This window comes from Allocatelliglobosispora scoriae (assembly GCF_014204945.1).
Lineage (GTDB): Bacteria > Actinomycetota > Actinomycetes > Mycobacteriales > Micromonosporaceae > Allocatelliglobosispora > Allocatelliglobosispora scoriae.
In genome coordinates, this window is record NZ_JACHMN010000002.1 from 2,160,933 (window position 1) to 2,173,691 (window position 12,759).

The window sequence follows — 12,759 nt, forward strand, 5'->3', positions numbered from 1 at the left end:
GTCTTCCGAGGGCTGTTAACCTCCGGTCTCCGCCAGGTCGTTTAGCCGTCGGGAGGAGATGCATGACGACACCAGCACCACCCGACGGGTTCGCCGACTTCGTCGCCAGCCGCTCCGCAGCACTTCTGCGCGCGGCCTGGCTGCTCACCGGCGACAACGGCAAGGCCGAGGATCTGCTGCAGACCGCGCTCACCGCCACCTGGCGGCGCTGGCCGCACGTCACCGAGGGCGGAAATCCCGAGGGCTACGTGCGCAAGGCGCTCTACACCACCTACGTGACGTGGTGGCGGCGGCGATGGCGGGCCGAGCTGCCGACCGAGGTGCTGCCGGAGCGGTCGACCGGCTCCGACATCGCCGATCGGCAGGCCAACCGCGACGCGGTCCGCCGGGCGCTCGCCGGGCTCTCCCGCCAGCAGCGGGCGATCGTGGTGCTCCGCTATGTCGAGGACCGCACCGTGGCACAAACGGCCGAGCTGCTCGAATGCTCCGCCGAGACGGTCAAGGTGCAGGCTTTCCGGGCGCTGGCGAAGTTGCGTGCCGACCCCCATCTGCGGCTGGCTGAGGCCGCATCGAGCTCGGCGACGAAGGGATAGAAGCGGTGAAGGACGAAACTCCCCCCGACAACCTGCGTGAGGTCCTGCTGGAATCCGTGCCCCCGCTGGGCGAGCCGGCCGACCGGATCGGCGACGTCGGACGGCGGGTCCGCCGGGCCAGGACACGCACCATCATGGCGACGGTGGCGACAACGGTGCTGGTCGGGGCGGTGGCTCTCGGCGTACCAACCCTGTGGCGCGGGACCACCCCGCAGCCGGTGGCGGACACGACGGCGCCGGTGTTCGACGCGGCGAGGTGTCCCGTCGCTCCGGCGAAGCAGAGCGGCGAGCTGGTCGACAAGCCGGGCGCGCTCGTGCCCGACGGCGCGCTCTCGGTGAGCCTCTGCGAGCTGCCGCTGGACCCGGCGGCCGGGACCGTGCCGACGCCGCGGACCGTGACGCTGCGCCCCGGTGAGCTGGTCGCGGCGCTGAACGCGCTGCCGACGAAGGAGGAGGTCGCAGCGAAGCTCGGCCAGCCCTTCAACCACGGCTGCACGATGATCGGCTTCGCCGAGGACCTCTCGCTGGTGCTGACCTACGCCGACCGGGCCCAGGTCACGGTGGCGCTCGACCGCAACTGCGGCACGGCGATCGCCGACGGCCGGACCCGCTTCATGTCGGGGAGCAGCAAATTCTCCCCCACGCTGCTCGACGGCTTCGTCGGGCTCTACCGCGAGCAGCTCGCCGCCTCGACCGACGCGGCGACGGTCCAGGCACCGGCCTGCCCGGCGACGCTGACCCAGGCCGCGGTGAGCGGGATGACCGCCAACACCGACGCCCGTGACGGCATCGCCCGCAACCGGGGCAGCGTCGACGTGTTCGCGCCGAGTGCGCTGGTCGAGGTGCGGGCCTGCCGCTACCTCGCCGGGAGCGGCGGGACGCTGAAGCTGACCGCACAGCACGCCGAGCGCTCGGCGGCGCCCGCCGTGCGCGACCTGCTCAACGAGGCGACGAAGGTGCGTGAGAACACCGACGCCGAGGGCGGCTCGACCGTGACCAACCTGGCCGGATGCGCCGTCGACGTGGCGATCGGCTCGCTGGACGTGATCTGGATCGCCGACGCGACGGGCGCGGTGAGCGAGGTCCGCGTGCTGCGCGCCCCGTGCGCCGAGGTGCGCCGAGCCGGGATGGGCGGCCTCGTGGTGCTGCCCGAGCTCGCCGGGCAACTCGACGGCTGGCTGCGCTGACCATCGCGGATCGGCCCGGTGCTCCCCCACCGGGCCGATCCGCTGAAAGACCACGGAGCCGCCGGGCAGGCCCGCTTCGACTGGTCTCCTCAGGCCAGCGCCCACCCCAGGGGGCTGGGGTGGGCGCTGACTCCGTGGCTGACGCCGATCAGGCGGGCAGGCGCTCCAGCAGGTAACGCTCGACCTGGTCGAGGGCGACCCGCTCCTGGAGCATCGTGTCGCGGTCCCGGATCGTCACCGCCTGGTCCTCGAGCGTGTCGAAGTCGACCGTGATGCAGTAGGGCGTGCCGATCTCGTCCTGGCGGCGGTAGCGGCGGCCGATCGCCTGCGCGTCGTCGAAGTCGACGGTCCAGCGGTCGCGCAGCTGCGCGGCGAGGTCCTTCGCCTTCGGCGAGAGGTCGGCGTTGCGCGACAGCGGCAGCACGGCGGCCTTGACCGGCGCGAGGCGCTTGTCGAAGCGCATCACCGTACGCTTGTCGACGCCACCCTTGGAGTTGGGCGCCTCGTCCTCGTCATAGGCGTCGAGCAGGAACGCGAGCACGGCCCGGGTCAGACCCGCCGCGGGCTCGATGACGTAAGGCACCCAGCGCTCCTGCTTCTCCTGATCGAAGTAGGACAGGTCGGTGCCGGAGTGCTGGCCGTGCGTGGTGAGGTCGAAGTCCGTGCGGTTGGCGATGCCCTCCAGCTCGGCGAACTCGGTGCCGCCGAAGCGGAACCGGTACTCGATGTCGACGGTCCGCTTGGAGTAGTGGCTGAGCTTCTCCTTGGGGTGCTCGAAGAAGCGCATGTTCTCCGGGTCGATGCCGAGGTCGACATACCAGTTCCAGCGCTGCTCCAGCCAGTACTCGTGCCACTGCTCGTCGGTGCCGGGCTCGACGAAGAACTCCATCTCCATCTGCTCGAACTCGCGCGTGCGGAAGATGAAGTTGCCGGGGGTGATCTCGTTGCGGAAGCTCTTGCCGACCTGGGCGATGCCGAAGGGCGGCTTCTTGCGCGACGAGGTCTCGACGTTCTTGTAGTTGACGAAGATGCCCTGCGCGGTCTCGGGCCGCAGGAAGTGCATGCCCTCCTCGCTCTCGACCGGGCCGAGGTAGGTCTTCATCAGGCCGTTGAACATCTTCGGCTCGGTGAAGGTGCCCTTGTTGCCGCAGTTGGGGCAATTGGCCTCCGTCAGCACGAAGAGGCCGTCGGGCTTCTTCGCCAGGAACGCCTCCTCCAGGTGGTCGGCCCGGAAACGCTTGTGGCAGCTGGTGCACTCGGTCAACGGGTCGGTGAACTCCCGGACGTGGCCGGACGCCTCCCAGACCTGGCGAGCCAGGATCACGGCGGAGTCGAGGCCGACGACGTCGTCCCGCTTCTGCACCATCGTCTTCCACCACTGGCGGCGGACGTTGTCCTTGAGCTCCACACCCAGCGGGCCATAGTCCCAGGCCGATCGCGTACCGCCGTATATCTCGCTGGACGGATAGACGAAGCCTCGCTTCTTGGCGAGGTTGACGACGGCGTCGATGCGATCTGCGGGCATCGGAGGGCTCCTTCCATGGAGTCGGCCGCCGGCTGGCTGTCGGCGGTTGTCCGTGGGCGCGCTCAGCGCACCCCGGACGGTCTTGTCAACGGTACGGGCAGCGCTGAGCCACCCGCAGCCGGATTATCGCAGGGGTGATCAGGGCAGCTCGCCGCAGACCTCGAGCTGGCCGGTATCGGTGTCCTGACTCAGCCGGAAGCGGACCGAATCGGTGCTGCCGTCCGTGTACTTGATGTCGGCGGGGAGCTCCAGCGCCTGGAGATCAAGCTCACCCAGGGTGTAGGTGGCGGGGCGGGGCTCCCCGTCGACCCGGTTGGTGAACTGGGCCTTCGTCTCCTCCTGCTGGAGATTGTTGCAGAGCAGGGCGTAGGCGTCGGAATAATCTTCGTCGCGCAGCGCGTCGAGGTAGTGGCCGACGACCACTTTGCCCTGCTCCTGGATGGCGCCGGTGAGGGTGACGGTGATCCCGATCAGCGCGGCGACCCCACCGCCCAGGCAGAGGACCAGGGCGACGGCACCGGCGCCGAGCCCCCACCAGAGCCGGGTGGACCTGCCCTCGGTCGGTGCGACGGCGAAGGGCGGCTGCGCGCCGGGGCCCGCCGGGACGGGCACGCGTGGGGTCTCGCTCATGACGTCGATCTAATCAGACATCCGCACGATCGCTGCCCCGCGTGGTGACCTCTCCGCCGGGCAGCGCGGAGGCGAGTCTCTCGTAGGCGCACGGCTCGAAGAGCGACTCGGCGAGCAGCGGCGTCGCGGTGATCTTCACATCGAACCCGCCCAGCGCCCGCCGATAGGCCCCGACGGACTCCCACTCGGTCAGCAGACACCACGACGAGGGCTCGTCCAGCGAGCGGGTGAGCTCGCCCCGCAGATACCCCGGCCGAGCCGCCAACGCGGCAAGCGCCGCGTGCGCGCGCTCCACAAACGCGCTCTCGCCGCCGTCGATCACAAACCGATTCATCACCAGCATGCTCCTATCCTCTCCTGCCCCCACTAATTCGCGTTGATCAAGGGAAGACTCGCCATCCCGGGTGCCCGATTTGCGGCGAGTCTTCCCTTGATCAACGCGAATTGGGGTCGCAACGGTTTTGACAATCATTCTCATTTACGGTTGAGTACAACTCATGCGACGCCTCCTCGCCTGCCTTACCGCCGCGTTGACGCTCAGTCTGGTCAGCGCCTGCGGGACCTCCGGCACACCCGCAGATTCCGACAAGGTCGCCATAACGGCTGCGTTCTACCCGCTCGCCTTCATCTCCGAGCGGATCGGCGGTGACGCCGTGAGCGTGACCACACTGGCTCAGCCCGGCGCCGAGCCGCACGACCTGGAGCTGACCCCCCGCCAGCTCGCCGATGTGCACGACGCCAAGCTCGTCGTCTACCTCGACGGGTTCCAGCCCGCGGTCGACACCGCGGTCAAGGCCGAGGCCGCCGACCACTCCCTCGACGTGGGCGCCCTGGTGCCCCGGCTGCAGGGCACCGACGAGGACGGGCACCCGGCGAAGGACCCGCACCTGTGGCTCGACCCGACCCGGCTCGCCACGATCGGCGACGCGCTCGCCCGGCGGCTCGGCGAGGTCGACCCGGCGCACGCCGCCGACTACACCACGCGGGCCGCGAAGCTGCACGCCGACCTCGCGGAGCTCGACATGGAGTATGCGACGGGGCTGAGCAAGTGCCAGCGCCAGGCGATCGTCACCGGGCATGAGGCCTTCGGCTACCTCGCCGACCGCTACAACCTCAAGCAGATCGGCCTCGCCGGGCTCGACCCCGAGATCGAGCCGACCCCGCAGCGCCTCGCCGAGGTCGCGGCCGCCGCCAGGTCCACCGGCGCCACCACGATCTTCTTCGAGACGCTGGTCAGCCCCAAGATCGCCGAGACGATCGCGAAGGAGGTCGGCGCCAAGACCGCCGTGCTCGATCCGATCGAAGGGCTCGAGCAGGGTTCCAGCGGGGATTACATTTCGATCATGCGGAGCAACCTCACCACCCTGCGCGAAGCGCTGGGGTGCTCGTGAGCGAGCCGGTCCTGAGCATTTCGCACGGGGTGGTCGCCTACAACGAGCGCCCAGTGCTCCGGGGCGTCGATGTCACGGTCTCGGCGGGCGAGGTCGTCGCGGTGCTCGGCGCCAACGGGTCCGGCAAGTCCACGCTGATCAGGGCGGCGCTGGGGCTCGTGCCGCTCGCGTCGGGCGAGGTACGCCTCTTCGACACACCACAGAAGCGGTTCCGGCAGTGGGCCCGGGTGGGATACGTCCCGCAGCGGTTGGGGGCCGGGGGCGGCGTACCGGCGACGGTTGGTGAAGTCGTCGCGGCGGGCCGGCTCGCGCGCCGCGGCCTGAGGTGGCAGAGCGCTCGCGACCGGGCCGCCATCGCCGCCGCGATCGAGGCGGTCGGGCTCACCGACCGCACCCGCGACCCCGTCGCCGACCTCTCCGGCGGCCAGCAGCAGCGCACGCTCATCGCCCGGGCACTCGCGGGCGAGCCCGAGCTGCTCATCCTCGACGAGCCGACGGCAGGCGTCGACGCGGCGAGCCAGGTCGCCTTCGCCGGCGCCCTGCGCGACTTCGTCGCCGACGGCTGGCACCCCGGCGGCGCCCGCCCCGAGGGGACGCTCGGCACGGTGATCCTCGTCGCGCACGAGCTCGGCCCGCTGCGGCCGCTCATCACCCGGGCGCTCGTCGTCCACGACGGCGGGATCGCCCACGACGGCGCGGTGCCCGAGCCGACCGCCGACCACGCGCACCCGGACCACGACCACGTGCACCCCCACGCCCCGCAGACGCCCGCCAACATCTGGGGTGACCGGTGAACATCTTCTCCTACGCCTTCATGCAGCACGCCCTGATCGGAGCGGCGATCACCGGGCTCACGGCGCCCGCGCTCGGCATCTATCTCGTGCAGCGGCGGCTGTCGCTGATCGGCGACGGCATCGGCCACGTGGCGCTCACCGGCGTCGGTGTCGGCCTGCTCGTCGCGGCCGGGCAGCCCCGCCCCGAGCAGCAGCGTTCGGCGATCCTCTGGGCGGTGATCATCGCCGCGCTCGGCGCCACCGCGGTCGAGCTGATCCGGCAGCGTTCCCGCACGTCGGGCGATATCGCACTGGCGATCCTCTTCTATGGCGGCATCTCCGGCGGCGTCTTCCTCATCGCGCTGTCGAAGACCAACGCCAACCTCAGCTCCTATCTCTTCGGTTCGCCGCTGACGATCACCACCTCGGACCTGTGGACCATGGTCATCCTCGGCGCCGTCGTGCTCGCGGTCGGTCTGGGGCTGCGGCCCTGGCTCTTCGCCATCTGCCAGGACGAGGAGTACGCCACAGTCGCCGGCCTGCCCGTCCGCACCCTCAACCTCGTCCTCGCCATCACCACGGCCGTGATGGTCACCACGGCGATGCGTGCCGTGGGACTGCTGCTCGTCAGCGCCCTGATGGTGGTGCCGGTCGCCGCAGCACAGCTCGTGACCCGCGGATTCGGCTCCACGATGGGGCTGGCGATGGTCTTCGGGCTGGTGAGCGGGGTCGCCGGGATCGTCATCTCCGGCCCCACCGACACCGCACCCGGCGCGACCGTGGTGCTGGTGGCGATCGCGCTATTTATCATCGTGGCGGTCTGTTCGGCTATCGTTCGCAGTGCCCGACGCCGTCGTGGCGGCCAGCTCCCGGCCGAATGCGAACCTCCCGAGGTGGTGCTAACCCGATGACGTCACCGATGCGGTCGACCCGCCAGCGCTCTGCCGTGACGACACTGCTCACCGAGGTCGACGGCTTCCACAGCGCGCAGGAGCTGCACGCGATGCTGCGGGACCGGGGCGAGAGCATCGGTCTCACCACGGTCTACCGCACGCTGCAGGCGCTCGCCGATGCCGAGGAGATCGACGTGATGCGCCCGCCGGGCGGGGATCACCTCTATCGCCGCTGCTCGGACACGCACCACCACCACCTGGTCTGCCGCAGCTGCGGGGCCACAGTGGAGGTCGAGGGTCCGGCGGTGGAGCACTGGGCAGACAAGGTCGCCGCCGATCATGGGTACGCGGACCTGTCGCACACATTGGAGATCTTCGGGACCTGCGCCAACTGCCGCTGATCGTAGGGCGCACGCCCATTGGTCGCGGGCAACGCGGCCAGCGGGCCACTGGCGGACGCACTAAGGTTTGCGATCATGCGAATCGAGCTCACCTTCACCCGGGACCGTGCCTACGCGGTTGCGCTCTTCAAATACCTGTGCCGCCGGGTCACGGGGCTGCGCGTCGTGCTGGGCTCGGCGCTCATCCTGCTGTCGGTGCCGTTCTTCGTCACGAAGACGTTGCACAGCCCTCTCGTCGGCGCCGTCTTCGCATACGTCGGCGCGCTGCTGCTGCTCTTCGCCGCGCTGACCGCAGGCCGGGCCGGCCGCCGGATGCCGCCCCACTGGTACGCCCCGCAGGCGATGACCTTCGACGACGAGACGGTCGTCTACCGGTCGGAGACGGCGAGCAGCGAGTTCGCCTGGAGCGTCTTCACCTCCGTGGACCTCTGCGACGCGGCGCTGATCCTGCGGGTGGGCAAGACGCAGTTCTGGGACGTGCCCCGATCGGCGCTCACCACCGAGCAGACCGTCACGCTGATCCGGCACCTGCCGCAGCGCAGCCTGCCCGCCGCGATGTTCCTCAACGAACACGACGCGACCCCGTCCTGGACCCCATGAAGCATGAAGATCGCCGCAACTCTTGAAGAGTTGCGGCGATCTTGCGGTGGCAGCTCAGACGTGCGGGAGGCGCCTGCGGACGTCGGGGAGCTCGGACGGGCCGGGCTGCCAGGTCGAGACCCATTCGCCCTGGTCCGGGGGCGGGAGCACGCCTGACTCCAGGAAGTCGTATCGGCCCTCGGTGATCAAGGCCGCCGCCCGCGCATCCGTGGCGTCGGTGTTGTGCCACAACGCGTGGAAGAGGTCGTCGACGCGCAGCCTCGCCTGGCTGCAGAAGAGCTGTGCCAGCTCCACCTCGGCGGGATTGCCCGAGTGGTGCGCCCGGACGCAGACGGCACTGATCGCGAAGAGCTCCGCGCCGATGTCGACCACCCGACCGAGGAACCCCTGCTTGCGCTCCAGCTTCCCCTGCCAGCGGGCCATCCCGGCGAAGGTGGAGCGGGCGAGGCGGCGGGAGGCGCGCTCGGCGTACCGCAGATGGGTCGCCAACGGGCCGAAGGAGCTGAAGCCCCAGAACGTGCCGCGACCCACGACGAGCGTGGGGAGCCAGCGGGCGTAGAAGCCCGCCGCCCGCAGCGCGGCCTTCGCCTTGCGGCCCAGGGGTGCCTTGGGGTCGATGATGTCCCCCGCGACGGCGAGGTGCTTGTCGACCGCCTCGCGGGCGATGAAGAGGTGCATGATCTCCGTCGAGCCCTCGAAGATCCGGTTGATCCGCAGGTCGCGCAGGAGCTGCTCGGCGGCGAGCGGCTTCTCCCCCCGCGCACCGAGCGAGGTGGCGCTCTCATAGCCGCGCCCGCCTCGGATCTGGATCAGCTCGTCGGCGACGGTCCAGGCCTTCTCCGAGCCGTAGAGCTTGCTGATCGCGGCCTCGATGCGGAAGTCGTTGCGGTCGTCGTCGGCGAGCATGCAGCACAGGTCCACCATGGACTCCATGCCGTAGGTCGTGGCCGCGATGAAGGCGAGCTTGCTCGCGACCGCCTCGTGCTCGGCGACCGGCGCGCCCCACTGGACCCGTTCGGCGGCCCAGCGGCGGCCCACGTTGAGGCACCATTTTCCGGCCGAGACGCACATCGCGGGCAGCGAGAGGCGGCCGGTGTTGAGCGTGGCGAGCGCGATCCGCAGGCCTCGGCCCTCACCGCCGATGACGTCCTCATCCGGGACGAAGACGTCGTGCAGCCTGGTCACGCTGTTCTCCAGGCCGCGCAGGCCGAGGAAGGCGTTGCGCCGCTCGACGGTGACGCCGTCGGCCTCCGACTCCACGATGAAGGCGGTGATCGACTTGCCGGTCTTCGCCATCACCACCAGCAGGGTCGCGACCGTGCCGTTGGTGGCCCAGAGCTTGACGCCGTTGAGCTTGTAGCCGCCCTCGACCTTGGTCGCGGTCGTCTGCAACCGCGCCGGGTCCGAACCCACGTCCGGCTCCGTCAGCAGGAACGCCGAGACCTCACCCCGGGCCAGGCGCGGCAGGAACCGCCGCTTCTGGTCCTCGGTGCCGAATTCCTTCAACGGTTGGGGTACGCCGATCGACTGGTGCGCCGAGAGCAGCGCCCCGAGAGCAGCGCTCGCCGATCCCGCCAGCCCCAGCGCCCGGCAGTAGTGCAGGTTGGACAGGCCGAGGCCGCCGTACTCCGGGGCGATCTTCATGCCGAAGGCGCCCAGCTCGGCGAGGCCCGCGAAGACCTCGTCGGGGATCCACGCCTCGCGCTCGATCTGCGCCCCGTCGACGTGCTCGGCGAGGAAGGCTTCGAGCTTGGGCAGGAACTCGTCGGCCCGGCGCTGGTGCTCGGCGTCGGACTGCGGCCACGGATTGATCAGGTCGAGCCGGAAGTCGCCCAGGAAGAGCTGCTTGCCGAAGCTCGGTTTGCGCCATTCGGTCTCGCGGGCGGCTTCGGCGACCTGCCTGGCCTGTGCCGCGTCGACGTGCGTAGGTGCCTGCTCTGTAGCGGTCATCGCACACCCCCGGTAGGGTCCTTCAACCACCCTACCGCCGCCCCTTACCCGTCGGTAGGGCCGTATCGGTGAGCGTCTACTCGTACTGTTGTTTGGGCGCGTCGACCTGTCGCCACTCGGCCACGTCGATGAAGGGGATCTTCTCGCCGTTGACGTCGTCCACCGACACCTTGTCGCTGTAGCTACCCACGATCTCGACCCACGAATCGTCGGCGAGCCCGGTCGGTCCGTCCCCGGCGAAGGCGACCTTGATCGGCCGGGCATCGGCGGCGCAGCAGGAGAGGATCATGCGGGCCAGGATCTGCCGGCCGTCGGCGCCGGTGGTGAGGAAGCCGGTCAGCTTGACCTGCCGGCCCCTCATCGAGACGCCGTTGTCGAAGATCGCCCGTGAGGCGTAGTCGAGCACGCTGATCTCGGCCGGATCACCGGCGGGCAGCGGTGCGAAGTCCGACTCGGCGACGGCGGAGAGGGCGGTCCCCGCCTGGCCGGCCGCGTAGGCACCCATCGCGGGCGGCGCCACGAGCAGCAGCCCGAGTACCGGCCCGATGATCATCCATCCGGCCTTCGGTTCGGCGTGCTTCGCGTGGTCGTGCTCGTCATCGTGGTCGGCGCACTCGGTGTCCACGACGGTGCCGTGCCGGAACTCGTAGTAGAGCGTCATCACCGCAGCCGCGAGCAGCACGATCCCGGCGAGGATGAGGAAGGGCCGCAACCCCTCCTTCACATACCGCAGGTAGACGTCGCCGATCAGCGTGACCTTCAGGATCGCCCCGCCGAGCAGCACCATCACCACAGCCTGAGCCTGCCGATTCACGGTGCACCCGCTCTCGTGTCGCAGCGGCGAGCTGTCGGCTCACCGCGTAGGCGCAACTCTTCAAGAGTTGGTGTTATCGCGCGGGGCGCGAGTAACACCAACTCTTGAAGAGTTGCGCCGATCTTGGTCATAGGAACAGCCAGCCGTACAGGCCGGCCAGACCGACGCCGACCAGGAAGGTCGTCGGGGCGAACCGGGCGGCGAACCGGCGGCCGAAGACCCCGGCCTGCATGGAGATCAGCTTGAGGTCGACCATCGGCCCGACCACGAGGAACGCCAGCCGCGCCGTCAGCGAGAACTGCGACAGCGAGGCCGCCACGAACGCGTCCGCCTCGGAGCAGATGCTGAGCAGCACCGCGAGCAGCGCCAGCACGAGCACCGAGAGCACCGGCTGGTCGGCGACGGTGAGCATCCACCGCTCCGGCACGACCACGTTGATCGTCGCGGCGGCAGCGGCACCGAGCGCCAGGAAGCCCCCGGCGTGGATGATGTCGTGCCGGCACGCGGCCCAGAAGGCCCGGGGCTTGGAGAGCCCGTCGAGCTCGGGCCGGGCGGGCATCCGGATCCACTCGGCCTTGCCCAGCCGGATCCAGAGCCAGCCCATCACCATCGCCACGATCAGGCTGACGACCGCGCGCGCCACCACCATGCCCGGCTTGCCGGGGAAGGCGATCGCCGTCGCCGTCAGCACGATCGGGTTGATCGCGGGCGCGGCGAGCAGGAACGCGAGCGCGGCGGCCGGAGTCACCCCGCGCCGGATCAGCGAGCCCGCGATCGGCACCGAGCCGCACTCGCAACCGGGCAGGATCACCCCCGCGCAGCTCGCGACCGGTACGGCGAGGGCCGGGTGCTTGGGCAGCGCCTTCGCCCAGAAGGACCGTGGCACGAAGACCGCGATCACGGCACTGAGCGCCACCCCGAAGACGAGGAACGGTGTCGCCTGCAGCATCACCGAGACGAAGACGGTGGTCCAGGTCGACATCTGCGGGCCGGAGAGGAGATCGGCGACCCGCGAGCGGAAGACGACGAGCAGGACGAGCACGACGGCGAGCACCTCGACGGAGCCGATCCGCCCGTCGAACAGGCCACGCCGCGGCGGCTGGGCATCGGTGCCCCGCGGGGGTGCTTCGAGAAGTGCCACGGTCGAATCTCGCCCCTTCGATGTGCCGACCGACACAACTTACCGCCCGCGAGCGGGTGTAGTCTCGCGGCACAAGTGAACATCCGACAGGGGAGCGCGAAGCGCTGAGAGTGCGGCACCAGCCGCAGACCCTCGAACCTGATCTGGGTAATGCCAGCGCAGGGAGTCGATTCTCAGTTATCGCGCCATGTCTTGATCTCCGGCTGACTCCGTCAGCAGGATAATCCGGACATGGCGTGCGTCTTCTCCTGGTTCCGCACCCCTCGAACCTGGAGCAAATCATGAACACTCGCTGGCGCACCGTCGACATCGTCGTCGCCTCGATCCTCGCCGTCGTCTTCGGCGTGATCTTCTGGGCCTGGGGCCTGCTCTGGAACGGACCCGGAGAGGTCCTCTTCGGCACCTTCAAGCCCGCCGCCGCCCTCATCTACGGGGTGTGGCTGCTGCCCGCCGTCCTCGCTCCGCTGATCATCCAGAAGCCGGGCGCCGCGCTCTACACGGAGTTCATCGCCGCGACGGTGTCGGCACTGCTCGGGACCGGCTGGGGCATCACGGTTCTCTGGTACGGCCTGGCCCAGGGCCTCGCCGGTGAGCTCGGCTACGCCGCGTCCGGCTACAAGAAATTCGGCCTCCCCCAGGCCGCGTTCGCCTCCGTCCTGACCGGCGCCGCGGCGGCCGGGCTCGACCTCTTCTACTGGTACGCCGACTGGCAGGTCTCCTGGCAGGTCACCTACTTCGGTCTCGTCATCGCCAGCACCATCGTCATCGCCGGCCTCGGCGGCCTCGGCCTCACCCGTGGACTGTCCTCCGCGGGCGTGCTCGACCGCTTCCCGTCGGGCCGCTCACGCGAGCTGGTCTAAA

14 protein-coding genes and 1 riboswitch are annotated in these 12,759 nt (G+C 69.9%); of the genes, 8 read left to right on the top strand and 6 right to left on the bottom strand.

All coding sequences use genetic code 11. The features are described from left to right. The first annotated feature begins 62 nt into the window (after positions 1 to 62). Together F4553_RS15320 and F4553_RS15325 are read left to right on the top strand one after the other, a co-directional pair. Positions 63 to 593, top strand: a complete 531-nt coding sequence (locus tag F4553_RS15320) for a SigE family RNA polymerase sigma factor (protein ID WP_184836560.1) — start codon at positions 63 to 65, stop codon at positions 591 to 593. Between the two features lie 5 nt (positions 594 to 598). After that, positions 599 to 1,780: a hypothetical protein gene (locus F4553_RS15325; protein ID WP_184836562.1), complete on the top strand. Its 1,182-nt coding sequence runs from the start codon at positions 599 to 601 to the stop codon at positions 1,778 to 1,780. Between the two features lie 148 nt (positions 1,781 to 1,928). Here F4553_RS15325 and F4553_RS15330 read toward each other — a convergent pair whose 3' ends face one another. From F4553_RS15330 to F4553_RS15340, 3 genes are all read right to left on the bottom strand, one after another. Then, positions 1,929 to 3,305 (bottom strand): glycine--tRNA ligase, encoded by a 1,377-nt coding sequence (locus F4553_RS15330; RefSeq protein ID WP_184836564.1) that lies wholly within the window; start codon positions 3,303 to 3,305, stop codon positions 1,929 to 1,931. A 138-nt stretch (positions 3,306 to 3,443) separates the two neighbouring features. Then, positions 3,444 to 3,935 (bottom strand): hypothetical protein, encoded by a 492-nt coding sequence (locus F4553_RS15335; RefSeq protein ID WP_184836565.1) that lies wholly within the window; start codon positions 3,933 to 3,935, stop codon positions 3,444 to 3,446. A 13-nt stretch (positions 3,936 to 3,948) separates the two neighbouring features. After that, on the bottom strand, positions 3,949 to 4,278 hold the full coding sequence (locus tag F4553_RS15340; RefSeq protein ID WP_184836567.1) for an antibiotic biosynthesis monooxygenase family protein: 330 nt from the start codon (positions 4,276 to 4,278) through the stop codon (positions 3,949 to 3,951). Between the two features lie 154 nt (positions 4,279 to 4,432). On the opposite strand from F4553_RS15340, the gene F4553_RS15345 reads away from it, so the two are divergent. The 5 genes from F4553_RS15345 to F4553_RS15365 all read left to right on the top strand — a co-directional run bounded on the left by F4553_RS15345 (position 4,433) and on the right by F4553_RS15365 (position 7,993). Then, on the top strand, positions 4,433 to 5,326 hold the full coding sequence (locus tag F4553_RS15345; protein WP_184836569.1) for a metal ABC transporter substrate-binding protein: 894 nt from the start codon (positions 4,433 to 4,435) through the stop codon (positions 5,324 to 5,326). Next, on the top strand, positions 5,323 to 6,120 hold the full coding sequence (locus F4553_RS15350; RefSeq protein ID WP_184836571.1) for a metal ABC transporter ATP-binding protein: 798 nt from the start codon (positions 5,323 to 5,325) through the stop codon (positions 6,118 to 6,120). The genes F4553_RS15345 and F4553_RS15350 overlap by 4 nt, the downstream gene beginning before the upstream one ends. Continuing rightward, positions 6,117 to 7,010, top strand: a complete 894-nt coding sequence (locus tag F4553_RS15355; protein ID WP_184836573.1) for a metal ABC transporter permease — start codon at positions 6,117 to 6,119, stop codon at positions 7,008 to 7,010. Before F4553_RS15350 ends, F4553_RS15355 begins: the two co-directional genes overlap by 4 nt. Continuing rightward, a complete protein-coding gene (locus F4553_RS15360; RefSeq protein WP_184836575.1) occupies positions 7,007 to 7,393 on the top strand; it encodes a Fur family transcriptional regulator in 387 nt (128 codons plus the stop codon). Before F4553_RS15355 ends, F4553_RS15360 begins: the two co-directional genes overlap by 4 nt. Before the next feature lie 75 nt (positions 7,394 to 7,468). Next, a complete protein-coding gene (locus F4553_RS15365) occupies positions 7,469 to 7,993 on the top strand; it encodes a YcxB family protein (protein ID WP_184836577.1) in 525 nt (174 codons plus the stop codon). Between the two features lie 54 nt (positions 7,994 to 8,047). On the opposite strand, the gene F4553_RS15370 is transcribed toward F4553_RS15365, so the two are convergent. The 3 genes from F4553_RS15370 to F4553_RS15380 form a co-directional block, all read right to left on the bottom strand. Next, entirely contained in the window at positions 8,048 to 9,943 is a 1,896-nt protein-coding gene (locus F4553_RS15370) for an acyl-CoA dehydrogenase family protein (RefSeq protein ID WP_184836579.1), read from the bottom strand. A 76-nt stretch (positions 9,944 to 10,019) separates the two neighbouring features. Continuing rightward, on the bottom strand, positions 10,020 to 10,757 hold the full coding sequence (locus tag F4553_RS15375) for a TIGR03943 family putative permease subunit (protein ID WP_184836581.1): 738 nt from the start codon (positions 10,755 to 10,757) through the stop codon (positions 10,020 to 10,022). A 127-nt stretch (positions 10,758 to 10,884) separates the two neighbouring features. Next, entirely contained in the window at positions 10,885 to 11,898 is a 1,014-nt protein-coding gene (locus F4553_RS15380) for a permease (RefSeq protein WP_184836583.1), read from the bottom strand. Between the two features lie 78 nt (positions 11,899 to 11,976). After that, a riboswitch (TPP riboswitch) is annotated at positions 11,977 to 12,080 on the top strand. 99 nt (positions 12,081 to 12,179) lie between these two features. Here F4553_RS15380 and F4553_RS15385 point away from each other — a divergent pair. Continuing rightward, positions 12,180 to 12,758: an ECF transporter S component gene (locus tag F4553_RS15385; protein ID WP_184836585.1), complete on the top strand. Its 579-nt coding sequence runs from the start codon at positions 12,180 to 12,182 to the stop codon at positions 12,756 to 12,758. Position 12,759 lies beyond the last annotated feature (1 nt).